Origin of the sequence: Coprococcus phoceensis (genome assembly GCF_900104635.1) — a bacterium.
Taxonomy (GTDB): domain Bacteria; phylum Bacillota; class Clostridia; order Lachnospirales; family Lachnospiraceae; genus Faecalimonas; species Faecalimonas phoceensis.
In genome coordinates, this window is sequence record NZ_FNWC01000007.1 from 1,937,462 (window position 1) to 1,961,935 (window position 24,474).

Here is a 24,474-nt window from a genome sequence, read left to right on the forward strand (position 1 = left end):
CGGTGCCGCAACTGCCACACCGACGTTACTTTAACATTATACCCACATCTTTTCATAAAAACAACTTGTTTTTTCCTGTTAAACTTTCCTTGTACACTCTGTCTACTTACAATTACAGTTCCCTCTCATATCAAATTCCGGATTGATCGCATAGAAATTCTTACTGTCCAAATCATCCTGCACGATTCTAAGACTTTCACCAAATCTTTGGTAATGCACGATTTCACGCTCTCGCAGGAAACGAATCGGATCACACACTTCCGGATCTTTTACGAGACGTAAAATATTGTCATACGTCGTTCTCGCCTTCTGCTCTGCTGCCATATCCTCATGTAGATCCGTAATTGGATCTCCTTTTGACTGAAAATATGTCGCCGTCCACGGTGCTCCGCTTGCCGCCTGTGGCCAAAGCGCAAGGGTGTGGTCTACATAATATTTGTCAAAGCCATATTTTTCAACCTCTTCTACTGAAAGATTTCTGGTGAGCTGGTGGACAATGGCACAAATCATCTCCATGTGGGCCAGCTCTTCCGTGCCGATGTCCGTTAAAATTCCGGTCACTTCTTTATACGGCATCGTATAACGCTGCGACAAATATCTCATAGAAGCAGCCAGTTCGCCGTCAGGTCCTCCGAATTGCGTAATAATTACCTGAGCAATCTTTGGATTTGTCTGCGTAATTTTTACCGGATACTGCAATCGTTTCTCATAATTCCACATCGATTAACATCCCCCTTCCTGCCATGGCCATGGCTCGTTGATCCAGTTCCATCTGTCTGCGCAGGATTCCGCCGCCGTGTCAATCGTAAGCGGTCCGTAGTATTTCGCATACTCTTTTAACGCCTCATTTCGCATCCTGCTGTATTCCTGAAAATACGCAAGCGCATTCTGGTCACATGGATGGGTATCCAAAAACAATTTCACATCATCTACCGCAAAACTTACTACATTGATCCATTGCAGTAAATCTTTTCTACAAGGTTTTGCCATCATCTCTGACACCCTCCCATCCCTCGAAATGGTTTATTCAATTCCTCGAAAATCGTTCCACAGGAGAACCCTTTTTCTGCATCATAAAGCTTTCTCCACATCTGCCATGGCACATATGCCATCGCCAGAGGCATTCCCTCTAATGCATCATTTTTTTCGCAGCACGGAGCCATTTGTCTGTTCGCCCGGTATTGCATGATATTATCGCGATAATTTTGCATACATATTTTTCCCTTTCTTGAATACTTATAGTATATTGTATGTATGCTGCTGAAATTGGTTCTTCTATTCTTCGTTGATTTCTTTCTTCACTTTCTTGATTGTCCTGTCAAACTTCCCCTGTCCTGTCTCATATGAAAACTTTTGCACATAGTCCTCACTTTCAATTGTTCCTTTTTTTAATTCATCTTCATCAATATCCTGCAGTTGGAAATTTTTTTGTACCGGTCTGCATTGTTTGTCAAATGTAATTTCTACCCCCGTCAATTCATAATGGTCTTTCATGATGATTCCGGTGAGCATCCGTAATTCTTCTTCAAATAATTCCAGTTTTTTATTTTCTGTTACCTGAATCACATATTCTTCCTTTTGTACCTGGGCGGCCGTCAGATTCAGATTCTGAATAGACTCAAAATAAGCATCCATATAAAGCTCCGGTGTGATTTCCGAATCTGTCTCAAAGATTTCTCCACCTTCCCCTTCTCCATAATATATCCCGGCTTCTTTTTTTTCACGGTACTCTGCTCTTCCCCACTCAGCATCTTTTGGCACGACCGCCTTGTCTTCCTCCGTAGAAAATTTCACCTCACTTTGATGATATTCCTCCCCAAGCTGAACATCTACGTATGGCTGCTGTTTTAAAATATCATTGATTTTTTCCGCACCATCTACCTCTTTTGCACATGCAGTCAAAAACAGACAGCTTGCAATCCCAAATAGCACTTTATTTCTTTTTCTCATCCTTTTTCTCCTCTATTTTAAATAATCACTTGGTTTCCTGTATTTTTCCCGGTAAATTTTCTTCTCTGGACTTTTCCATGTTTTTTTCAACAGTTTCTTCAAATCATTTTCCAAATAAAGCTTTTTCTCCTTGGCAGGCGATGCCGGCAGTACATCAAGCATCTGATGTGCCTCCACATAGTCCGCCGGAGCATAATTGAAAGATTCCGTATCCACCACCTTTTTTTGGGAACTTTCTTTCTCTTTTTTATAGGAAGAATCTTTGCTCATCACAGTCTGTGTATCTTTCGTTTTCAGCACGTCCCACTCTGTCACAAATTCTCCCGTCTCCACATTGATGATAAACTCTGACAGCCTGTTCGGCGTCAGAATTTTATCGTACTTTTGTCCGTCAAATGCACTGTCTTTTTGAATTTTATTGTGATGTCTGGAGGGTTCTCCATAATACAAAGAGAACTCAAACTCCGCCGCATAATTTTTCAATTTCTCATAGTCCGTCTTCCCGTCAAAGTTATTGCGCACATATTCTATATTATGTTTATCTATATACATACGGAATTGGTGAATCATCGTATCATCCAACCGCTTATACGTTTTATTTTTCTTCTGATAAGCATCTCGGACACATTGGGCATAATCCTCCAGAAAAACAGAATGTGGTTCCATACTCAGATAAAATTCATCTCCGTCTTTCAATTGTAACATCCCGTTCTCATCCAAATATCCACCCATCTGCTCTATGACAAGCAACGCTTTCTTCTTTGCTTTAAGCTCACTGGACTCAAACATATAGGTATAGACATCTGAGCCGACCAAATGTGCCGATTTGTACACTCTGTCCAACTGCTCCAGATACTCCTCTTGTGTAATCTGTTCCCCTTCATATCCCTTGGCAAACTGTCCGAACTTATTATCGACCGCCTCCAGATACGCAAACACAGCTCTTTTGTCCCACCCCGCACGGTCCGTCAACTCTTCCGTCTGCGCCTGTAGAACAAGCAGAAAATGCTCATCTGTCACTTTGACCACATTTGACAGTTCATCAATATAGTCAATTACTTCAACTTCCTCAAACGGTTTGATCTGTGCAATTTCGTCTTCCACATCAGAAAAAGCATTCTCTACAACTTCTCTTGTTGTATATTCAAACTTCTGATTCAGCTGCTGCTCTAAATAGGTAATCCGATCCTGCTGCGCCACATCCGATGTGATGTGAAACCGTATCTCAATCGGGCGGCATGCCTCATCGAACAAAATATCGATTTGTGAAATCGTAAACATCTCATTGTCAATCACACCCACAAAAGATAACGGAACAAGGAAGTTTTCAATCTGTTCCTGCTTAGTTACTTCAATCTGATAATTCTGTTCCTGTATTTCACTCATCTTTAGCCCTAATTCTTTCACCGGATCATAAAAAAATGAAATATCCAGTTCCGGAAACAAATCCCGATAGTCCTTATGCTCATCTTTTCCTCGATATTTCCCATAAAACACAGTCGCTTTTTGCCCATTTCTTACAATCGTCTTATGTTCACCGTCATTTGGATATACAACTGTCTTCTCTCCATCTACATCATACAAAATGGTTTTGCCAAGATACCCTCCTCCGAGTATCGCTTTTACATACGTACTGTCATCCAAAATATCCTTCAGGAACAGGTCTTCGGATTCTGTTGCACTCACACGCAAATTTCCTGCCACAATAAATACTCCCAGTACAAGAAATGCCACTGCTATTTTCCATTTTTCTTTCATACAATCCCCCATATTTGCAAAAGACAAGTACCAGCTTCTTCCTGATACTTGTCCTTTGTACATCCCTATTTCTGAACGATTCCCTCGAATCCCAAATCATCTAAAATCTCCAGCGCTTTTTTCACACAACTGTCGCATCCATCAATGGAAACTGTCTTGTCTGCAAGGCTTACCTGAAAATCAAGTCCTGCATCTGTCATCGCCTTCGTGATTCGTTCTACACATTTTTCACAGTGCATATCTTCTGCTTTAATGATTGTCATACTAATTCCTCCACTATTTCATTAATTTTTGTATTACCTCACACAGTTCATCTACCGCTTCATCTTTTCCGTCTCGTATGTCTTCTACTACACACGAATGAATATGACTTGCCAACAACTTTTTATTGAAACTGTTCAGTGCGGATTGAACTGCTGATACCTGATTTAAAATCTCAACGCAATAGCGTTCTTCCTCCACCATGTTCTTAATCCCTCTGACCTGACCTTCGATTCGATTCAGGCGAGTTATCAAGTCTTTCTTCTCTTTTTCTGAACGATGTTTTGTTCTTTCACAGCATTTGTTTTCTTCCATGTTCATTCTCCCTAGTCCAACTTTGTCGTCTTAAGTCTCAAAGCATTTCCAACTACACAGACTGAGCTAAGAGACATCGCCAACCCTGCAAAGATCGGATTCAACAGCGTTCCGTTGATTGCATATAACGCTCCGGCTGCCAGCGGAAGACCGCATGCATTATAGAAAAATGCCCAAAACAGATTCTGTTTAATATTGCGGATCGTTGCCTTGCTCAACCGAATTGCTTTATATACATCCTGCAGATTTGACTTCATCAATACAATATCACTGGAATCCAATGCGATATCACTTCCGCTTCCGATTGCAACTCCGACATCTGCCTGTACAAGCGCCGGTGCATCATTGATTCCATCTCCTACCATCATAACACATTTTCCTTCTTTTTGCAGTACTTCTACAACAGATGCTTTATCATTTGGCAGCACTTCTGCAATCACATGATCTACCCCCACTGTTTCTCCTATATATTCTGCTGTCAGACGGTTATCTCCTGTCAGCATGTGTACCTCAATCCCCAGTTCTTTGATTTTTTGAATTGCCGCTTTACTCGTCTCTTTGACAGTATCTGCGACACTCACAATCCCGATTACTTTACCGCCTGAAGCTACAAACATCGGTGTCTGTCCTTTTCCCGCAATCTGAAGCGCCTCCTCCTCATATTCGGAAAAATCGATCTTCTGTTCCACGCAAAGCTTTTTGTTTCCTATATAATAAGTCTTTCCGGCAATGATTGCTTCAATTCCCTGACCAGTAATACTTTGGAACTCAACCACTTTTTCTAATTCTATTCCACGATCTTTTGCACCATTTACAATCGCGGCTCCAAGCGGATGCTCTGACACTTGTTCACAGGACGCTGCAATCTGAAGCAATTTTTCCTCACTTTCGCTGTGGCTTATCACTTGCATAACAGTCGGTTTTCCCTCTGTGATCGTTCCCGTCTTATCCAATACAACCGCGTCAACTTTATGGCTGATCTCCAGTGCCTCCCCACTCTTAATCAAAATACCGTGGTTTGCCCCAAGTCCGGTTCCTACCATGATCGCTGTCGGAGTTGCAAGTCCAAGCGCACACGGGCATGCAATGACGAGCACAGATACAAAAATTGTCAGCACAAAGGTAATATCATGTCCAAGTAGCATCCAAATGATACTTGCCACAACTGCAATCGTCATAACAGTCGGAACAAAATAGCCTGCCACAGTATCTGCCAATTTTGAAATCGGAGCCTTCTTTCCCTGTGCGTCTTCCATCATCTTCACAATTTTTGCAAGTGTCGTGTCTGCGCCAATATGAGTTACTTTTACAGTGATCGCACCTTGATAGTTTACGCTTCCTCCGATTACTTCATCTTCTTTTTCTTTCTCTACCGGGATACTCTCACCTGTGAGCATCGATTCATCCACACTGGTACTTCCTTCCACCACAATTCCATCCAGCGGAATACGACTCCCCGGCTTAATCAAGATCAGTTCGCCAAGCGCGACAGATTCCACTGGTACCTCTTTCTGTTCTCCGTCTCGTATCACAACTGCCGTATCCGGCGCTAGCTCCATCAGCTTGCGAATTGCCTCTGACGTCTTTCCTTTGCTTCGTCCTTCCATATACTTTCCTACCATGACAAGCGTAACAACGATTGCCGCAGATTCATAGTACAGATTGTGTACTGCATTTTCATTGCCCGGAATAGAAATCGTCATAACTAAGCTGTACAAAAAGGCACTTCCTGTTCCGATTGCAACAAGGGAATCCATATTCGGATGTCCGCGGAACAAACTTTTAAATCCTACCAGATAGAATTTTTTTCCATTATATAAGATAATCGTTGTCAAAATCAGCTGTGCCAAAGCAAAATTCAGCGGATTATGGTGCATGTCCAAAATGTTCGGCAAAGGCATCGGGAAGGGAACCATATGCCCCATGGAAATGTAAAGCAACGGAATTGCCAGCAGTACATTCGTGACCAATCTATGCTTTGTCTTTTTGATGTCCTGCTCTAAAGCTTCCTCCTCTTTCACTTTTTCTTCTTTGTTCTTCTCCACATGCAGTTCTGCCCCAAAACCTGCACGTTCCACCTTTGTCACTACATCATTTTGTGTAATCTTTGTCTCATCATACGTGATCGTCAAAATTCCCGTTGTCAGATTCACATTGCTCTCCGAGACACCCTCAAGCTTTCTTGTGACACGCTCCACCGCACTGCTGCATGCCGCACATGTCATTCCTGATATATTATATTTTTCTGTAACCATAACATTCACTCCTCTCAATATACATATAGGGGGTATATGTATATATTATTCTATCTATCACAATCTGTCAAGGGATATTTTGAAGCAAATGTGATTCTTACAGAACATTTGTTATGTAAATAGGACTCAATTTCCATGCATACAACAAAAAGCCCTGGATCTCCAAGGCTTTTCTCTCATCTAAGACAACGAATATTTTTCTGTTAATTCTGCCACCATTACTTTTACTTTTTCAATATTTTCTTCACTTTCCATCACAAGTGCGATTGCCTCTGCAATCTTGTCCATATCTGTTTCGACCATACCTCTTGTCGTAACTGCAGGAGTTCCAAGTCGAACACCGCTCGTCACAAACGGTGATCTTGGATCGTTTGGAATCGTATTTTTATTACATGTAATATGTGCACGGTCCAAACGTTTTTCCAATTCTTTTCCGCTTAAATCTGTTCCGCTTAAATCAACAAGCATCAGATGATTATCCGTTCCACCTGAGACAATTTTCACTCCACGTCTCATTAATCCGTCACAGAGCGCCTTTGCATTTTTTACGATTTGCCCCTGATACACCTTAAATTCCGGCTGCAATGCTTCTTTAAAGGATACCGCTTTTCCAGCGATCACATGCATGAGCGGTCCTCCCTGAATTCCCGGGAACACGGCTTTGTTAAAGTTAAATTTATCTGCTGCCTCCTGATTACATAAAATCATTCCTCCACGAGGGCCTCTGAGCGTCTTATGAGTAGTGGTCGTAACCACATCTGCATACGGAATTGGCGATGGGTGCAGTCCGGCAGCCACAAGTCCTGCAATGTGTGCCATATCCACCATAAGATACGCTCCTACTTCATCTGCAATCTCCCGGAATTTTTTAAAGTCGATAGTTCTTGCATATGCGCTTGCACCTGCCACAATTAATTTCGGCTGTTCTCTCAATGCAATCTGTCTCACATCTTCATAGTCAATGAATCCTTCATCATTCACCCCGTAAAACACAACATCAAAATATTTTCCGGACATGTTAACCGGTGATCCATGTGTCAGATGACCGCCATGATCCAAATTCATGCCAAGTACTTTATCTCCCGGCATCAGCATTGCAAAAAATACCGCCATGTTTGCCTGCGCTCCTGAATGAGGCTGTACATTCGCATAATCACATCCAAATAATTTTTTTGCACGTTCTATTGCAAGATTCTCAACAACATCTACACACTCACAACCACCATAATAACGCTTAGCCGGATACCCTTCTGCATATTTATTCGTCAAAGGGCTTCCCATCGCTGCCATCACCGCATGACTCACCCAGTTTTCTGATGCAATCAGCTCAATATGAGAATTCTGTCTTTCCATCTCTTTCGTTATCGCTTCTGCTATTTCAGCGTCTGCTGTTTTTAATTCATCAAATTCGTACATTTTCAGATACCTCCTCACCATTTTTCGAACTAATTTTAGAATAGCATATGTTTTTTGATTTTTCAACCGGGTCTGAACAGTCAAAAAAATACATGGAAATAAATTTTGCATTTATTCCATGTATCTTTTAGTCCGATTATCTTACTTAGCTGCCTCACCAAGTGTTACCTGTACAGTCTGTTCTTTATATTCACCATTCTTTTCCGGTACCTGAACAGTTACATCTACAGTCTCGCCTGCTTTGTAGTATTCCAGCTGAGATTTCAAAGTATCCATACTATCAATCTTTGTTCCGTCAAACTCTGTGATAATACTTCCTTTTGTGAGACCAGCTTTTTCAGCTCCGCCGTCTTTTGTTACGTCGGAAATAAACACACCTTCCGGCATATTGTACACCTGAGCACTCTGTGAGTCCACATCTGTACCGCTGATACCAAGCGCTCCTCGCTCTGACTCATCTACTTTGGTTCTTGTCTGACGATTCATCAAATCATTGATAACATCTGTCACATCTGAAATCGGAATCGCATATCCCATACCTTCTACTGCATCTGCATTTACTTTTACTGTATTGATACCAATTACTTCACCTTTGGCATTCAAAAGTGCTCCACCGCTATTACCAGGATTGATTGCTGCATTGGTCTGAATTAAAGTTGTCTCAAAACCATCTACAGTTCTGTCTTTTGCACTGATAATTCCGTTTGTTACAGACTGACCATATCCAAGAGCATTTCCAATTGCAATTGCCGGCTCACCTACACGAATTGCATCAGAATCTCCAAGTGTCGCTGTCTTAATCTCTTTCATAGTAGAGTCTTTAATCTGATCTAACTGAACGGCTACAACTGCAAGGTCAATGTTGGAATTTGTTCCTTTTACCTGTGCTTCAACGCTCTCTTCATCTACAAAAGTAACTGTCAGTGTACTGCTTCCTTCTACTACGTGGTTATTTGTCACAATCAATAACTCTGAATCATTCTGTCCGATAATAATTCCAGATCCGCTGCTCTGGCTTTCATATTCACGAACACCGCCAAAGAAATCCTGTACCTGCTGTACACTTAAATTTGTAATTGATACAACTGACGGCATTACATTTTCCACCATATCCGCAAGATCGGAATCTACATCTGAACTCGTATTCGTCGATACTTTTGTGGAATTCACCTTCTGTCCGGATGATGCGACCGTAGTTTTATTTCCAACCACTTTATTGATCACAAGATTACTTGCCTGAAATGCTGCGCTTGCCAACAAACCAAATACAAGTGCCATGCAGATGCATGTTGCCCACTTCACACCAATATGAATCGGCTTTCTCTCTTTTTCCTTTCTCATATGGCGACTCGGCTGCTTCTTTGACTCCTCATCTGGCTGTTCATATGTCGGCGCACCATATGTCTGAGAATCGTATGACTGAGAATCATACGACTGAGAATCACGTGTCTGGGACTCTTGTGTGGAAGATTCATATACCGGCGGTTTTTCATAGTATGATGTATTCTCCTGCTCTGTTCTTTGTTCCGTCTGTGCAGCTTCCTCTATTATCCCATCTTCCGGTACCGGCGGTTCTATTCTTGCCGGTTCCTCTCTTTTTTCTTCATTATTTCCGTAATTATATTCATTATCCATTGTCAAGACTCCTTTCATTTCCTTTGATGATAGTAGTCTAACAATAATTTGTGATAAAACTGTGTTTTATTTGCAAAAAAACTTTGAAAAACTATTCTACAGTTACTGATTTTGCTAAGTTTCTCGGCTTATCCACATCGCATCCTCTTCCGACAGATACATAGTATCCAAACAGTTGAAGTGGAATGATTGCCAATGAATTTGCAAAATATCTGTTTGTCTCCGGAATATAGATGACATAATCTGCTACTCTCTCCACATCGGTATTTCCTTCGTTTGTCACTGCCATAACGAACGCCCCACGTGTACGCACTTCTTCCATATTGCTGATCATCTTTTTATACAAATCTTCCTGAGTAAGCACCGCTGCAACCAATGTCCCTTCTTCAATCAGAGAAATAGTTCCATGCTTCAGCTCTCCCGCTGCATATGCCTCTGAATGAATATAAGATATCTCTTTTAATTTCAGAGAACCTTCCATGGAAATAGCATAGTCAATTCCTCTTCCGATAAAGAATACATCTTTTGCAGCCAGATAGCGGTTTGCAAACTTCTGAATTTTATTTTTATTATTCAACAGCAATTCTACCTGTTCCGGAAGCTTCTGCAGGTCTTCCAGCATCTCTTTCAAGCCTGCGTCATCCAAAGTACCTCTTGCATGCGCAAATTTCATTGCGAGCAAATACAATGCAATCAACTGAGAAGAATATGCCTTCGTCGTAGCTACCGCAATCTCCGGACCTGCCCATGTATACATCACATTGTCCGCCTCTCTTGCAATTGAACTTCCGACAACATTGACAATTCCAAGCACTTTTGCTCCCCTTGCCTGCGCCTCTCTCAGCGCTGCCAGAGAATCTGCTGTCTCTCCGGACTGACTAACTACGATGACAAGTGTCCCTTCTTCTAAAATCGGGTTGCGATAACGGAATTCAGACGCCAAGTCCACTTCCACAGGAATTCTTGCCAGTCCTTCAAAAATATATTTGCTTGTCATTCCTGTATGATTCGCAGAACCACATGCAACAATCATAATCTTTTTAATCGCACGGATCTCGTCATCGCTCATCTTTAATTCTTCAATCACAATGTCATCGCCTTTGATTCTCGGCGAAAATGTATCCAGAATCGCTTTCGGCTGTTCGTACATCTCCTTCAGCATGAAATGTTCAAATCCACCTTTTTCTGCGGCATTGATGTCCCAGTCAATTCTTGTGGATTCTTTTTCGATCGGCTCTTCATCCACTGTGAAAAATTCCATTGTAGAGTCTGTCATACGGACAATCTCCTCATTTTCAATGAAATATACATCTCTTGTATACTTCAATACTGCCGGAACATCTGATGCAATGATATTTCCATTCTCTGTATGTCCTACAATCAATGGGCTGTCCTTGCGGACTGCATACAATTCTTCCGGATGATCTTTGAAGATTATTCCAAGAGCATAGGAGCCTTCCATACGATGCATAATCTTTGTGATTGCCTCCAACGGATTGCCTTTGTAATAATAATCAAGTAAATGAGCAATAACCTCTGTGTCCGTCTCAGAGATAAACTCGTACCCTTTTTTCTCCAGTTTCTTTTTTAGTTTCAGATAATTTTCGATAATTCCATTGTGAACAACAACAATAGATTCCTCTTTGTTGAAATGCGGATGTGCATTGACATCCGATGGTGATCCATGTGTTGCCCATCTTGTATGACCGATTCCGACTGTTCCCGGAAGTGTTGCACCATCGTGAGATAATTCACTTAGCACTTTCAGTCTTCCCTTTGATTTTAATGTTGCTACCTTTGTTCCATCATATACGGCAATCCCCGCTGAATCATATCCACGATATTCCAATTTTGCCAATCCATCTAACAAAATAGGGGCTGCCTGTTCATTTCCAATGTATCCTACGATTCCACACATAATTTTTACCTCCACTTTTGTACAAATCACCATTTTTTTTGCACTATGTGGTTTATTGTAGCAAACCTGAACTGATTTGTAAAGAAAAAAAGAGGATACTTAGTTATCCCAAGTTCCTCTTTTCGCTTCCTTAATCGTCTAAATCAATAAAATCAAGGTCAAAATCTTCATAAGATTGTTTCTTTTCTTTCGCCGATGCTGTTCTCTCATCATTCAAACGATCAGCGCCAAAGTCGGTGTCTGAAAAGTCATCGTCACCAAAGTCATCATCATCAAAATCATCGTCGTCGAAGTCGTCCCCGAAATCATCATCAAAATCGTCATCATCGAAATCATCTCCGAAATCGTCTTCGCCTACAAAGTCATCTTCAAACTCATCTTCATCTGCAAAAGTATCTTTCTCCTGAACATCTGCCTCTGCAACCTGTTTTTCCTCTAAATATGTCTCTTCAGGATTGGCATCTTCTGCAGTTGCTTCCTGATTTGCAGTCTCATTCTCAGACTCCTCATCCGTCTCGATCATTTCAATATCTTCATCATCTTCTAAATCAATTCCATATTCATCATACAGCTCATCTAATTCCGCATTTCTGTTGTGGAGTTTCACTGCTAATACAATTAAAATCACAATCAAAATGACAAACAGTACTGCTGCACCTAATATCACATAATTTAAATAGTTCTCAATAGATGAAATAAATTTCCCTAAAAATGAGTCTGCTTTTTCCTCTGTCTCTACCGTCGGAGCATCAAATCTCTGATATGTTCCATCTACAGAATCATATTGATATAATGATTTTTCGCCCTGGTTATTCATGGCATACAGAATGTAATAATCGCTCTCTTCTGCATTTCTCCAGGCAGGAAATGTCTGATCGTTCAATGTAATCTCAGTCTCCTGATATTCCTTTGGAAGTTTGATATCTCCTCGTTCTGAAAGAAGCATAATCGCCGCTGTGTCAGAAATATTAATCTGTTCAAACGGAACAAATGTCGATGTGTCATTGTCATACAAGAAAAACTTTCCATTGTTGTCCGCATCTACCAAATATGCTAAATATACATCTGCTGTCTGCTGCTTTACTACTTTGCGCTGTGCTCCTTCATATTCCATAGTTGCCTCTGCAAACCCTAATGGAATCTCCGCCTCTGAAAATGATTCAGAAAGTGTATATTCTGTTCCGTTCACAGTTACTTTCACATCAGTTGTTGAGCCTTCTGTTGTATCTGTCGGTGTTGTGCCATCTCCTGCTGCAATTGTAACCGCAGATGAACCTTCAGTACAGTTCAAAGTCTCATCTGAGTAAAGCCATGCTTTATAACTGCTGACTTCAATCTTTGCAGTTCCTTCTTTCAATACATCAAACTGCATGTTAAATCTTAATTCAGTCTCGCTTCCTGTTCCTTTGCCGGAATAGACTAACTGTCCACTTCCGGATTCCGTGACATTATCACCACTTTTGAATTTTAAATATTCTGTATTGTAAGTCAGATTCAAGTCTGCATCACCGATTGCCGCTCCCGCTCTGACTACTCCGGTAACTTCTACCGTCTCTCCTACTTTTGTGGATGGATCACTGAATACAATCTGTCCATCTGCTGCATATGTCAGCATTCCAAAGCATGGTACTATCAGACATACCGACAATATAAATGTGGCTATTTTTTTCATTACTTTCATGCGTTCTTCCTCTTTCTTTCGTTTCGTAACAATTATTGCATGCCAGTTTCTGACATTCTTCATACATATTACACTGTTTTCATCAAATTGTCTAGTTATTTGACATTATTCCTGATTTTCCGTATCTTGTGCGCTCTCCGTATAATCAGCCCTTGTATATCCTGTGAGTGTCTCGATTTCACTCGCAATCTCTTTCACTTTTTCAGACACTGTATACTCGTCCTTCGGGTACAAAAACTCATGCAGTTCCTGAACATTCTCTGCAAGTCCAAGCGGTATAACCGAACTTCCGACACCATCCACATTGCCATCTGTCAGCTCAAATGGAAATCCCTTCGCCTCGCCAAGCTGATACTGAGTCGCATCCGCTGCCAATCCAATCAAATTTTTCAGCGAAAAGCTTGTCGACACCTGTGGAAAGACTTCATCAATAATCTTATTGATTGTTCCAAGCTTTGTATGCAGCACTTTGTCAAAGATTTTTTCCAAAACCAGCCTCTGCCGCTCCGTTCTCGTATAGTCTCCACCTGCCGTGGAGCGAATTCTTGCATAGGTAACCGCCTGACTTCCGTCAAGGAGCTGATTACCGGAATGCTCAATGAACTTCGCTTCTTTACCAGCCACCTGCGCTGTCTCTTCCAAAAACTCATTCATGTACTGGACTTCCTCTTCCTTAATGTCAACCTCGATTCCGCCAAGCAGATCAACCGTATCCGCCAACGCTTTAAAGTCAACTGTTACATAATTTTGAATATCCAAATCCAGATTTTTATTCAGCATATTGATAGCATCCTGCGGACCGCCTGTAAAATATGCATTGTTGGCCTTTTTGATTTCTCCATTCATCTGCTCCGTCAACGTATCACGATAGACAGACACCATCTTTACTTCCTTCGTCTGATTATCAATTGTTGCTACAATGATGCAGTCCGCATGTGTTCCCTCTTCCAGCTGTCCTTCTCTGGAATCTCCTCCAAACAGCGCAACCGTTGTATATCCTTCCTGATTTGCTCCCTCATTCACTTTGATGTCTCCCTCATCAAATGATGTGACCTGAAACTTATCATACTTTAAAATCACATAGCCCACTGCCAGTAATACTGCAAGAATCACAATCTCTGCCAGCAAAAAAAGAACTCTCTTTTTTCTCCTCGATTTTTTTCTCTTCTTTTTCATCAAACCAATTCCCTTCTTAATATTTATCATCCCCTATTGAAATAAGCATCCCCAGCCTATCTATGTTTCTCTTTGGGAATGCTTATACTCTCAATATCCGTTGGCGGATCTGTTGGCTCCGTCGGTGGATCCGTCGGCTCTGCAGGCGGATCTGTTGGTTCCGTCGGCGGGTCCGTCGGCTCTGTAGGCGGGTCCGTCGGCTCCGTCGGCGGACTTTCCGGTTCTACTGGCTGCTGCGGCTCCTGCGGAGTTACCGGTTCTTCCGGCGCGACCTGCTCGCCTGTACTTTCCTCACTGCTATCATTGCCATTGCTGTTATTATTATAACTATTATTATAATTCTGATTCTCCTGTGTCTCACCAGACGCTTCCCCTGATTGCTCTGCGCTGCTGTCTGACTGGCTTGTCCCAAGCTCTGCCTTGATCGCACTGTCAATACTCTGTACTTTTGCCGAAGGCTGATAATCAACCGTTCCATATAGGAATTCATGAAGCATTTTCACATTTGTAAGTAGATCTGTGGGAATCACAATACTTCCTTTTCCTGGAATGGTATCCGTTGTCTTTTCCATCGGAAATCCTGTTGTCTCCGCGATCTTATATTTCGCAAACGACTTTGCGTAATTTAAGATTTCCGTAATACTCAGGCTTGTCTTTATTTTCGGAAATACCTGATCGATAATTTTATTGATTGTCACCAAATCACTTTTTACGGCTTTTTCAGCAATTTTCTCAATTACTCTTCTTTGTCGCTCTGTTCTTGTGAAATCACTTCCCGCCGTAGATCGGATACGCGCATAAGTTGTAGCCTGAACTCCATCCAATGTCTGTAATCCGGCCGTCGTGATATGGTTCGCAGCCTTGCCTGCAACTGCACCTGTCTCATCAATAAACTCGTTGATATACTGAACTTCCTCTTCCTGAATCTCAATCTCAATGCCGCCAAGCAAATCTACAACATCTGAAACAGCAGTAAAATCGACGGTCACAAAATCCTGTATATCCAAATCAAGATTCATATTCAGCATATTGATTGCCTGCTCGGCACCACCATAACTGTACGCCGCATTGCATTTCTGAAGTGTTCCGTCTGAAAGATCTAAAAAACTGTCACGATACACAGACACAAGCCTGACTTCTTTTGTCTCATTGTTCAAGCTGGCAACAATCAGACAATCTGTTCTCGTTCCCTTTTCCATCTCTCCTTCTCTCGAATCCACTCCAAAAACAGCAAAATTCGTATATCCCACGCCCACATCTTCTTCCAGATCATTGACTACAATCTTTTCCTTCGGAATCACTTCTCGCTTTACCTTTCCAAGTTTTGCAGTCACATAGAATCCCGCTGATGCTGCAAGGCAAATAATAACGCCGCTGATGCACAAAGCAATCTTCTTTCCCCTGCTCAGGCGTGTGAACCAGTTAGTTAATCTCCCCTTCTTTCCTTCCATATGAGTTTCCCCTTTTCTTTTGCTCAAAATCAGTTGATATTATCATACACTAAAATCTTTTTATCAGCAAGTATGAGGTGCTTTTTACTGCATCCTATCGCAATAAAAAACGGAACTGTAACTACAACTGCATATGCATATCGGAACTCCGCAAACACCGGTGTCGCAATCATAAGTGAAGCCACGATTGCAAGCACAGGGAAAAACACTAAAATTTTCTGTTTTTTGAAAATGCTGATCCAAAACATCGCAATTGCGATCCATGTATAAATCCCAATTCCCCAAAACCATGCTATTACCGGCATCGCATAAAAGAAACCTTCCACTTTTTCCAATCCAGCCTGAAATACTGATGGTAATTTTGAATCTCTTACCATTCCAAATATATTATCTTTAATCTCTGTCGACACAGCCCAGTATTCCACTCCGGGACACCAAAATCCTCTCGTCTGATCGATCTGTGCTTTCAGATATGTTCCTGGATATTTCATTCCAAGCTCCAGCCATAATTTCAAATACTCTTTTGCATGTTCCTTAATATAATCCTGATTTCCTTTTTCTCGCACCAACGTTTTAATCGGATCTGAGATTGTACTGTCATACTCTTTTGGCACCCGTTCCAAATCTACAACTTTACTCAATAATTCTTCCTGTTCCTGGGTCAGTTCTCCTCCATCTGTAATAACACGTGCAATGTGCTGTGCAGGAATGGATAGCGCTTCAATCGTATCCGGTTGTACCACTTTATAGTGCTCCATAACAGGCCCCTTCACAAACATTACAAGAAACACAGTCGCAATACAGATGAGTCCCGTCTGAACTCTTTTTTTCTTCATGAAAAATATAATAAACGGAATACACAGCACATATGCATAAAATCCGTTGCCTCTTAAAAGACTTATAAGAATGCCTGTTATGAAGAATAAAATCCAGTCCACTTTTGTCTGTTCATTGCACTCCATTTTCCACAAAATCACAGAAAACAAAAGGACTATTGCTCCCATAAGCACGTCTTTCCACATTGTCACAGCATAAAACGCATTGATTGGAAAAACTGCATAGAAAATCAGACAGCCAATCAGATATATTCTTCTTGTCCCTTTCTGATACAGATAATAAATGACATAGGCATAAATCAGTGCTAAGACACACATTTGAAACATCACATAAATGGCAACACCTGTATTTATGCTGTCACTGATTAGTTTTCCCAAAAAGCAGCAAAATTTAATCATCAACGTCTGAATCCATGGCTGATGATTGCTGTAACTGCTAAGTCCGATTGCCTGCTCTACCTGCCATTCTGAATCCCACGTCACTACCCCCGGATATAATGTCAAAAAATATGGCAGCCAGCATATCAGACAGATTCCAACGATTCCCCAATATAACTTTTTCGACTTTTTTCGCTCTTCTTTACTATCCATCATTTCAAAAGCTAAAATCTTATCCCAAATAATTCCCAGTAAAATATATAAAATGATACTATAAAGAATGACACGTGCTGTACAAACACAAATCAAAGATAATCCTGAAAACCCAAGCACCTCATAATTTCCTAAAACCCAAAACACCGCAAATACAATTGATAACACTATTAAAAAATTGCGTTCCTTTTTTTCCCTTTTCCACTTTACTTCAAACTTCATCTTACCCTCAACTATCCTTTTTCTCCAAAAACAGTTTTCTCGTAACAAAATTATAGACCATTACAACGATTGTAGCACCAATTTTAGATATCATATAAAAAACTCTGAATTTTTCCACCGCAAGCCACATAATCAGCTGATTGATCCCCAAACCTATGATACTAAGTACAACAAACAGCGCAAACTCTTGCTTTTTATCTCTGTTTTCTTCTACCTCAAATACCCATTTCACGCTCATGACATAATTAAAAATAACAGACACCGCAAAAGAAATCCCACTGGAAATCAAATAATTGATGTGAAATACTTCTGTCAAAAAGATCATGATACCATAATCAATGACAAACGCGCTTCCCCCTACAACACCAAACTTCATAATCTGCTTTATTAATTTTTCCATCTCTTCACTTCCTGTTTTTTATTTCATCTGATTCAGCATCAGCTCATATAATTGTCTGTGTTTCTTTACAATTACATCTAAAATAATACCGCAGACCCAAAGCAACATTCCCAAAACTGCTATCACACCGGACACAATTAAAGTTGGAAATCTCGGAACCAGTCCTGTTTGAAGATAATCCACAAATACCGGGACAAACAAAATCAAGGTGATTGTCCATAGCACTGCCGCTATCAGAGAGAAAAACGCAAACGGGCGATATTCTCGAAACAACGTCGCAATTGTCTTTAACACTTTCATTCCATCAGAAAACGTATTCAGTTTCGAATCACTTCCCTCCGGTCTGTCTCTATAAACAACTGGAATTTCCTCAAGCAAGAAGTTCTTGTCCACTGCATGAATAGTCATCTCCGTTTCTATCTCGAACCCTTTTGACAATACCGGGAACGACTTTACAAACATCCTGCTGAATGCCCTGTATCCCGTCATGATATCTTTGACCTCATTTCCGAATAGCTTGTTGATAAAAAAACGCACTGTCCGGTTTCCCATATTATGAAATGGTCTCTTATTTTCTGTAAAATAGGTAGATGAGAGACGGTCGCCGATTACCATATCCACACCTTTGTTCAATACTTTGTCCACCATCTCTCTCGCGTGCTCTGCCGGATATGTATCATCTCCGTCAATCATCAGATAGCAGTCCGCATCAATCTCACGGAACATACTCCTGATGACATTTCCCTTTCCCTGACGATATTCATATCTGACTACCGCACCTGCTGCTCTTGCAATTTCATCCGTGCCATCTGTTGAATTATTGTCATACACATAAATTGTGGCCTCTGGCAATGCCTTCTTATAGTCTTCAATTACTTTTTTAATTGTGATACTTTCATTGTAACATGGTATTAATACTGCTATCTCACTCATAATTTTTCCCCTTCTCAACTTATTTACGTATAATTCCAGTCACCCGTTTTATCAGTGCCTTGAATTCCCTCGGTTCAAATCCCATATTCACTACTACTATTGCCACAGCACTCACAACTCCGGCAGCCAGTGCATATACAAACCAAATAATAAAAGAATCCATCTGCTGTGGTACAAATTTGATTCCTGCAAAAATCAAAAGAATACTCATCACAAGATTTCTCAACACTCTTGCTAATGATTTCCCACCAGAACCTTTGACCAGTTTCTTATGGTTATAAATCATAACTTCAACAGAGCGGTATGCATACGAGCACGCTGTTCCAAACAGAACTCCCGCCATTCCAAATTTATGAATACATAAAACAGATACAATAATATTGATTACTGCTTCCAAAATTGCCTGATACTGTGTCTCTTTATAATGTCCCGCTGCACAGATGATCGTAAGTCCCGGGATTCTTATATTCTGCAAAAGTACAATCACCGTAAACAGTCCTGCGATAACCGGTCTCATATAATTCGTGTCGGTCATATTCATTGTATAGACAGACACAAAAGGTAAAATCAACACTCCCATGCAGACCGTTACTATAAACAAAATAATGATATACATGTATTCATAGGTTGAATAACTTTTTCTCAGTGTCTCACTTTCCCCTTTTGAGATCACCTCTCCAAAACCTGCCGTCAATCCGTTGGAGAAAGATGTCAAAAGCATGTTAACTGCATATACAATTAAATTGTACACACCATATACACTCACTTCTAACAAGGAACCTTTGCCAAGAAGAATCGTCAGCAAAACAACATCTGTATTGTTTACGATAATTCCAACAACTTGGTGGAGAAGTGCAGCCCCTCTCTGAGTCAAAGCAGAAGTAGACGGTTCTACATGAAAATCAAGTTCCGGATAGCGTTTCTTTGCATAGCGCTTTACCAAGAAAAGTCGCAGCATATACACCCCTGTGGCAACTGCCTTTACCCATAATACATTTGCCCCCTGATAAATCAGTGCAATGGATAAAACCATATTCACAAGCGTTCCTGCTGACTGAATCAGAGCCACTACATAGCCCTCTTGGTTTGCTGTCAGCAATACTCTGTATTTTCCCAAAAAGAAATAATCCACAAGTGTACTGCTCGCCAGCACTAAGATCATACTTCTTACAAGTGTGTTATCAAGCTGTCCGGAAATCATAAATGGATACACTACTGTAAGCACTCCTACCAGTCCGAGAAACAGCATCCCCGAACGGTTATAGAAACGTCTTGCAGCAGACAAGACTCCATTTACTTCTTTTGTATTGTTATTTGCAAGCGGTGCATACAAGGCAACTACAGACGCCGTTCCAACCCCAGCCTCCGCAAGTCCCAAATATGCTAAAAACTGATTGATCGAAGTAATCATTCCGTTTATATTTGAGCCATACGCTTCCAGAAAAAATCTTGGCAATATAATTCCGGATGCAAATACGATGACCTGCAAAAATAGATTTGCGACCATATTCTTAAATGCCTGTTCACTTCTCATATGATTTACCTTTCCTTTGTCTATCCATAATCGTATTAAAAACTTTCTCTATAACAGCAGCATCCACTGTCTCATCAAATTTACGCGCAAACAAATGTGGTGCTTGCATCAGTTCCTCATAATCATTCTCTCTCCATACATATGGATTCCCTCGTTTCCAATCAATCAGACGCAGGCTGGCAAAATAGTCATCTTCCAGCGAAAAGACTTTTTTTCTGTATTTACCTGAATTCCAGACAAGTGTCTGTATAAAAAACTCATCTGCGCAAAGTGTCGCATGAAACATCTTATAGATAAGTTCCTTATTTTCTAAAATAAATCCCACTAATTCATGTGTAATGCTCACCCAATTTGCCCCAAGACAGTACTCCATGCTCTCCATATGACGCTTTATGCCAATTCTCCTCTGCAAAAACAGTGATACTTTTTCTACAAACCGAAGAAATCCATGTCCTTCTCGTCCAATTTTCTCCTGCAGCCAGTAATATTGTTCATATTTATATCTGGATTCCTCCCAAAACGTTTTGGGACAAAAATAGATAAATTCTTTTCCGTAGTGCTCACGGAAAAATTCATGTATCTCATCCTGCGTCTTAATCGGTAAATCCACACCACTTATCAAATGATAATATTCATAGCCATGTTCCCACGCTGCCTGAAATAAAATCAGCTCACTTTGAATCTGACTATATCCTCCCCACTGTTCACGGACGTTCTCCACAAAATGCAAAGCAGATTTTTTCACCACACCCTTAAGTTCTTCTCGTTCAAACCTTACATCCATTCCTATATGAATATAAATGTCATTTCTCTCATCATCAAGCAACATCAGCAATTTTCTTAATAATGCAAACTGATGATGCGCTTTGATCAAATATGCATATTTTTTCATCATTTACTTTTTCTTTTCCTCACTGATAAAGACTAATTTGCGATACAATTCCAGATTTAAAAATAATATCATTGCCGATATTTTTCGATTACGATTAAAATACTTATTTTTTAGGATTCGAATCATATGCCTTCGTATGAATAAAACCAACTCTTTTCTGCCCTCAATGGTTCGATAGTTTTCTTCCAAAAGCATCTTATCAAGTACAATAAAGCGCGACCATAACCAAAGGCACTCTGCTTCTTCCGTCAATGACGGAAATGCTTTCTGCACTACTTTGTAATTTTTCGTATATCCGTCTATAATATCATATAATTGTGGTCGATATGGCTTTCCTGTGATACTGTCCTCTCTGTGTAGATAATAATATTTCGGTTTCGTACCCACCGCAACTTTCTTGATTCTCTGCATCATATCCACAGTAAAGTAAATATCTTCATATAGCTTTCCTTTTGGAAAGCGCAGATCTTCAATGCAGCTTCTGCGAATCAGTTTATTCCAAATTTCTCCGCGAATTGTGTGCCCCTGCAGAATACATCGAAATGCCTCTTCCCCACTACACACAAAATCTTTTTCCTCTTTCTGTTGTTCAATACGGTCACTGTAAACCTCGTAGAGTCCACACGTCGCCATATCAGCTCCTGCCTCTGTCAGCCGGGTATACATATATTCTAGCATATCTGACTCAATATAATCATCACTGTCTATAAAAATGATATATTCCCCTGACGCATGTGGCATTCCTGCATTCCTTGCATCACTCAATCCACCATTTTCCTTATGTATCACTTTTACCCTCGAATCCTGTTCTCCGTATGCATCACAGATTTCCCCGCATCTGTCCGGAGTTCCGTCATCTACCAAAATAACTTCAATATCCGAAAACGTCTGATTTAAAATAGAATCCACACACTTATGAATATATTTTTCTACTTTATATACCGGCACTATCACACTGATTTTTGGCATAATTTTCCTCCATCACTTTTATTTCTTATAATATTCCAATAACTGTTTTCCAGCTGTCATAATATCATATCCAGCACATTGAAACTGTTCCTTTATAATAGCATTTTGAACTTCCGTTCTCCCAACACTTCCCAGTTCCAAAATATACTCCTTCCATTCTTTTGCATTATGATCCAATGGCAAAAACGTTACTGCATCTGTAATTTTTACTTCTTTGCTGATCGTATCCGCCATCACACTGTAAACTCCGGATGCCTGCGCTTCCAATGCAACTAACGGCAGACCTTCAAACAGCGACGGAAACACAAATACATCCATCGCATTCCATAACTGCGGAATGTCCTTTCTGACTCCCAAAAACTGTACCTGATTTTCTATTGCATATTCCTGTACTTTCGCAGTAATTTGTTCTTTTAACTCTCCATCCCCTATAAGCAGCAAAACTGCATCTTCACGCTCTTTCGCAATCTCATTAAATATATCAACCAGAAATTCATGATTTTTCTGTTCTTCAAACCTACCCACATGTCCAACTACAAACCGATTCTCCACACCAAGTTCTTCTCTGATCTTTTGTCTGATCGTTTCATGGTAAAAAAATTTTTCTACATGCAGTGCATTGTGGATGATATGAAATCGGTCACTTCGCATAGTTTTCTCATCAAACAACCATTTTCCCGCAACTTTACTGCATGCAAAAAAATCAGTGGCATAATGTAAAATCCGCGGCTTGTTCAAACGGTGCAGTATATTTCTCAGCAGCCCTGGTGTAGAAGAATTGTGGGAATGTGCGATCACTTTTGGCACCCCTGCTTTTTTCCCAATTTCCAGTGGTACAATGTTTGCCGCAGACAGCATATTCACATGAATTGCAGCATATTTCCCCTCTTTCAATATCTTTAAAAGTTCTCTTCGAAAACGAATCGGATGCCTTTTCACATTGGAAATATAGAAAACTGTTCCTCCCAAAGACTTTATCTCATCCTCATACGCAAGACTATCATACATGCTGATAAAATCAAACTGCACACCATATTTCACAAGTTCTCTATAATAATTCATTACGAAACTCTCTACTCCACCTGGATTATGGGATAATCCAATTTGTAATATTCTCATTTTTAATTCTCCCCAGTCAATTCTTCGATTAGTTGTACCCACTGATCATAAATCTGTTTCTTTTCAAATTTCTCTATACCATCTTCTGTATTTTTTGAAAATGACACCCGTTGCTCTTCATCCGTTATGAATTTTTCTATTCTCTCCGCCATCTTTGGAATATCATATGGTGGTATCAAATATCCATCTTTTCCGTCTTTGATAATCTCATTTGGTCCGGTTGTAATATCAAAACTTATCATCGGAAGTCCCAACGCTTTTGCCTCTAAGAGTACAAGTGGAAGCCCCTCCCGATAAGACGGCAGCACAAGAAATGCATAGTCTCCATATACCTGATATACATCCTTTACATTGCCCTTTAGAATCAATTGCTTCTCCAATCCATATTCTTCTATCTTCTTCCGAATCTCATCAAGTGTATCTCCTGTTCCATAAAGATCCCACTGCCAGTCCGGATATTTCGGCAACACAAGCTTCGCTGCTTCTACCAGCATATCATGTCCTTTTTCCTCGCTGAATCTTCCAACTGTAATAATCTTTTTTGATGTGCTATCATACGGTCTTCTTGCCTTTAATACTTCTTCCGGTATCCAATTATAGATGCTCTGAATTTTTTTCGGATTTGTCTTGAACCTTTTGATATAGTCCTGACGTGTCTGTTCTGTCAATGTCACAATCTTATGAGAAATCAAACCATCCCAAAAGCGAAATGCTGTAATATCTTTCTTCTCCCACTCATTCATTAGGGCACCATGGTCGCAAAATACATATTTTGCCTTTGTAAAAAATCGAACCGGTGATACGGTAATTGCCGGATGATTCTCCATTAGGAATACTACATCAATCTCATTTTCTTTTATATACTCCTTAAATGGTTTAAATACACTTGTGATCCGTTTTCGGATTCTGCAGTCTTCTGCCAGTTCCGCTCGATAGTGAATTCTCGGATCCAGATCGTACGGAACATGTTTCCCTTTTCCAAAAATGCCATATATATATACCTCATATGTATCACAAAAAGCGTTGGCAAGTGATGTCGTCACTTGCTCAACGCCTCCTGTTACTGTCATATCATATTCTACAAAACATAATCTCTTCATAATCCACTCCAGTTTGGTCAAACAATACTCATCTATCTCAAAATAAGTTTATACCATAAATC

The 24,474-nt window shown here is 40.4% G+C and carries 22 protein-coding genes; all 22 read right to left on the minus strand.

Features of this window, described 5'->3' with window-relative positions:
* Positions 1-102 precede the first annotated feature (102 nt).
* A complete protein-coding gene (locus tag BQ5364_RS13065) occupies positions 103-720 on the minus strand; it encodes a manganese catalase family protein (protein ID WP_004611123.1) in 618 nt (205 codons plus the stop codon).
* Positions 721-723: 3 nt separating this feature from the next.
* Positions 724-993: a spore coat protein CotJB gene (locus BQ5364_RS13070; RefSeq protein WP_004611124.1), complete on the minus strand. Its 270-nt coding sequence runs from the start codon at positions 991-993 to the stop codon at positions 724-726.
* On the minus strand, positions 990-1,211 hold the full coding sequence (locus tag BQ5364_RS13075; protein ID WP_004611125.1) for a spore coat associated protein CotJA: 222 nt from the start codon (positions 1,209-1,211) through the stop codon (positions 990-992). Before BQ5364_RS13075 ends, BQ5364_RS13070 begins: the two co-directional genes overlap by 4 nt.
* A 64-nt stretch (positions 1,212-1,275) precedes the next feature.
* A complete protein-coding gene (locus BQ5364_RS13080) occupies positions 1,276-1,950 on the minus strand; it encodes a hypothetical protein (RefSeq protein ID WP_071144427.1) in 675 nt (224 codons plus the stop codon).
* Between the two features lie 12 nt (positions 1,951-1,962).
* Entirely contained in the window at positions 1,963-3,708 is a 1,746-nt protein-coding gene (locus tag BQ5364_RS13085) for a DUF3114 domain-containing protein (RefSeq protein ID WP_159431691.1), read from the minus strand.
* 65 nt (positions 3,709-3,773) lie between these two features.
* On the minus strand, positions 3,774-3,971 hold the full coding sequence (locus tag BQ5364_RS13090; RefSeq protein ID WP_004611128.1) for a metal-binding protein: 198 nt from the start codon (positions 3,969-3,971) through the stop codon (positions 3,774-3,776).
* A gap of 13 nt (positions 3,972-3,984) precedes the next feature.
* The gene (locus BQ5364_RS13095) at positions 3,985-4,284 is read right to left on the minus strand and encodes a metal-sensing transcriptional repressor (protein ID WP_022251226.1); all 300 of its coding nucleotides are present in this window, start codon (positions 4,282-4,284) and stop codon (positions 3,985-3,987) included.
* An 11-nt stretch (positions 4,285-4,295) separates the two neighbouring features.
* On the minus strand, positions 4,296-6,539 hold the full coding sequence (locus tag BQ5364_RS13100; protein ID WP_022251227.1) for a heavy metal translocating P-type ATPase: 2,244 nt from the start codon (positions 6,537-6,539) through the stop codon (positions 4,296-4,298).
* 180 nt (positions 6,540-6,719) lie between these two features.
* A complete protein-coding gene (gene glyA, locus BQ5364_RS13105) occupies positions 6,720-7,955 on the minus strand; it encodes a serine hydroxymethyltransferase (RefSeq protein WP_022251228.1) in 1,236 nt (411 codons plus the stop codon).
* Positions 7,956-8,096: 141 nt separating this feature from the next.
* A complete protein-coding gene (locus BQ5364_RS13110; protein ID WP_162841124.1) occupies positions 8,097-9,590 on the minus strand; it encodes a S1C family serine protease in 1,494 nt (497 codons plus the stop codon).
* 91 nt (positions 9,591-9,681) lie between these two features.
* Positions 9,682-11,508 carry a glutamine--fructose-6-phosphate transaminase (isomerizing) gene (gene glmS / locus BQ5364_RS13115; protein WP_022251230.1) on the minus strand — a complete coding sequence of 609 codons (1,827 nt, stop codon included), beginning with the start codon at positions 11,506-11,508 and terminating at the stop codon, positions 9,682-9,684.
* Between the two features lie 130 nt (positions 11,509-11,638).
* Entirely contained in the window at positions 11,639-13,252 is a 1,614-nt protein-coding gene (locus tag BQ5364_RS13120; RefSeq protein WP_004611134.1) for a cohesin domain-containing protein, read from the minus strand.
* 42 nt (positions 13,253-13,294) lie between these two features.
* The gene (locus tag BQ5364_RS13125) at positions 13,295-14,365 is read right to left on the minus strand and encodes an LCP family protein (RefSeq protein ID WP_022251232.1); all 1,071 of its coding nucleotides are present in this window, start codon (positions 14,363-14,365) and stop codon (positions 13,295-13,297) included.
* A 56-nt stretch (positions 14,366-14,421) separates the two neighbouring features.
* A complete protein-coding gene (locus BQ5364_RS13130) occupies positions 14,422-15,816 on the minus strand; it encodes an LCP family protein (protein WP_071144429.1) in 1,395 nt (464 codons plus the stop codon).
* 29 nt (positions 15,817-15,845) lie between these two features.
* Positions 15,846-17,465: a DUF6020 family protein gene (locus BQ5364_RS13135; protein ID WP_071144430.1), complete on the minus strand. Its 1,620-nt coding sequence runs from the start codon at positions 17,463-17,465 to the stop codon at positions 15,846-15,848.
* Positions 17,466-17,472: 7 nt separating this feature from the next.
* Positions 17,473-17,865, minus strand: a complete 393-nt coding sequence (locus BQ5364_RS13140; protein ID WP_004611138.1) for a GtrA family protein — start codon at positions 17,863-17,865, stop codon at positions 17,473-17,475.
* A gap of 18 nt (positions 17,866-17,883) precedes the next feature.
* Positions 17,884-18,798: a glycosyltransferase family 2 protein gene (locus tag BQ5364_RS13145; protein ID WP_071144431.1), complete on the minus strand. Its 915-nt coding sequence runs from the start codon at positions 18,796-18,798 to the stop codon at positions 17,884-17,886.
* Between the two features lie 19 nt (positions 18,799-18,817).
* Entirely contained in the window at positions 18,818-20,332 is a 1,515-nt protein-coding gene (locus tag BQ5364_RS13150; protein ID WP_071144432.1) for a lipopolysaccharide biosynthesis protein, read from the minus strand.
* The gene (locus BQ5364_RS13155; RefSeq protein WP_071144433.1) at positions 20,322-21,227 is read right to left on the minus strand and encodes a beta-1,6-N-acetylglucosaminyltransferase; all 906 of its coding nucleotides are present in this window, start codon (positions 21,225-21,227) and stop codon (positions 20,322-20,324) included. Before BQ5364_RS13155 ends, BQ5364_RS13150 begins: the two co-directional genes overlap by 11 nt.
* Positions 21,228-22,193: a glycosyltransferase family 2 protein gene (locus BQ5364_RS13160; RefSeq protein WP_004611142.1), complete on the minus strand. Its 966-nt coding sequence runs from the start codon at positions 22,191-22,193 to the stop codon at positions 21,228-21,230.
* 18 nt (positions 22,194-22,211) lie between these two features.
* Complete coding sequence (locus BQ5364_RS13165; RefSeq protein WP_071144434.1) at positions 22,212-23,312, minus strand: glycosyltransferase family 1 protein; 1,101 nt, start codon at positions 23,310-23,312, stop codon at positions 22,212-22,214.
* A 2-nt stretch (positions 23,313-23,314) separates the two neighbouring features.
* A complete protein-coding gene (locus BQ5364_RS13170; RefSeq protein WP_071144435.1) occupies positions 23,315-24,412 on the minus strand; it encodes a glycosyltransferase family 4 protein in 1,098 nt (365 codons plus the stop codon).
* Between the last annotated feature and the right edge of the window lie 62 nt (positions 24,413-24,474).

Excerpts from the sequence above, each read along its gene's own strand:
- BQ5364_RS13080 (WP_071144427.1), bottom strand. The coding sequence starts at position 1,950 with ATGAGAAAAAGAAATAAAGTGCTATTTGGGATTGCAAGCTGTCTGTTT.
- BQ5364_RS13150 (WP_071144432.1), bottom strand. The coding sequence starts at position 20,332 with ATGAGAAGTGAACAGGCATTTAAGAATATGGTCGCAAATCTATTTTTG.
- BQ5364_RS13120 (WP_004611134.1), bottom strand. The coding sequence starts at position 13,252 with ATGAAGAATGTCAGAAACTGGCATGCAATAATTGTTACGAAACGAAAG.
- BQ5364_RS13140 (WP_004611138.1), bottom strand. The coding sequence starts at position 17,865 with ATGGAAAAATTAATAAAGCAGATTATGAAGTTTGGTGTTGTAGGGGGA.
- BQ5364_RS13160 (WP_004611142.1), bottom strand. The coding sequence starts at position 22,193 with ATGCCAAAAATCAGTGTGATAGTGCCGGTATATAAAGTAGAAAAATAT.
- BQ5364_RS13065 (WP_004611123.1), bottom strand. The coding sequence starts at position 720 with ATGTGGAATTATGAGAAACGATTGCAGTATCCGGTAAAAATTACGCAG.
- BQ5364_RS13130 (WP_071144429.1), bottom strand. The coding sequence starts at position 15,816 with ATGGAAGGAAAGAAGGGGAGATTAACTAACTGGTTCACACGCCTGAGC.
- glmS (WP_022251230.1), bottom strand. The coding sequence starts at position 11,508 with ATGTGTGGAATCGTAGGATACATTGGAAATGAACAGGCAGCCCCTATT.
- BQ5364_RS13100 (WP_022251227.1), bottom strand. The coding sequence starts at position 6,539 with ATGGTTACAGAAAAATATAATATATCAGGAATGACATGTGCGGCATGC.
- BQ5364_RS13095 (WP_022251226.1), bottom strand. The coding sequence starts at position 4,284 with ATGGAAGAAAACAAATGCTGTGAAAGAACAAAACATCGTTCAGAAAAA.
- BQ5364_RS13085 (WP_159431691.1), bottom strand. The coding sequence starts at position 3,708 with ATGAAAGAAAAATGGAAAATAGCAGTGGCATTTCTTGTACTGGGAGTA.
- BQ5364_RS13135 (WP_071144430.1), bottom strand. The coding sequence starts at position 17,465 with ATGAAGTTTGAAGTAAAGTGGAAAAGGGAAAAAAAGGAACGCAATTTT.
- BQ5364_RS13170 (WP_071144435.1), bottom strand. The coding sequence starts at position 24,412 with ATGAAGAGATTATGTTTTGTAGAATATGATATGACAGTAACAGGAGGC.
- BQ5364_RS13110 (WP_162841124.1), bottom strand. The coding sequence starts at position 9,590 with ATGGATAATGAATATAATTACGGAAATAATGAAGAAAAAAGAGAGGAA.
- BQ5364_RS13125 (WP_022251232.1), bottom strand. The coding sequence starts at position 14,365 with ATGAAAAAGAAGAGAAAAAAATCGAGGAGAAAAAAGAGAGTTCTTTTT.
- BQ5364_RS13070 (WP_004611124.1), bottom strand. The coding sequence starts at position 993 with ATGATGGCAAAACCTTGTAGAAAAGATTTACTGCAATGGATCAATGTA.
- BQ5364_RS13145 (WP_071144431.1), bottom strand. The coding sequence starts at position 18,798 with ATGAGTGAGATAGCAGTATTAATACCATGTTACAATGAAAGTATCACA.
- BQ5364_RS13075 (WP_004611125.1), bottom strand. The coding sequence starts at position 1,211 with ATGCAAAATTATCGCGATAATATCATGCAATACCGGGCGAACAGACAA.
- BQ5364_RS13090 (WP_004611128.1), bottom strand. The coding sequence starts at position 3,971 with ATGACAATCATTAAAGCAGAAGATATGCACTGTGAAAAATGTGTAGAA.
- BQ5364_RS13165 (WP_071144434.1), bottom strand. The coding sequence starts at position 23,312 with ATGAGAATATTACAAATTGGATTATCCCATAATCCAGGTGGAGTAGAG.
- glyA (WP_022251228.1), bottom strand. The coding sequence starts at position 7,955 with ATGTACGAATTTGATGAATTAAAAACAGCAGACGCTGAAATAGCAGAA.
- BQ5364_RS13155 (WP_071144433.1), bottom strand. The coding sequence starts at position 21,227 with ATGATGAAAAAATATGCATATTTGATCAAAGCGCATCATCAGTTTGCA.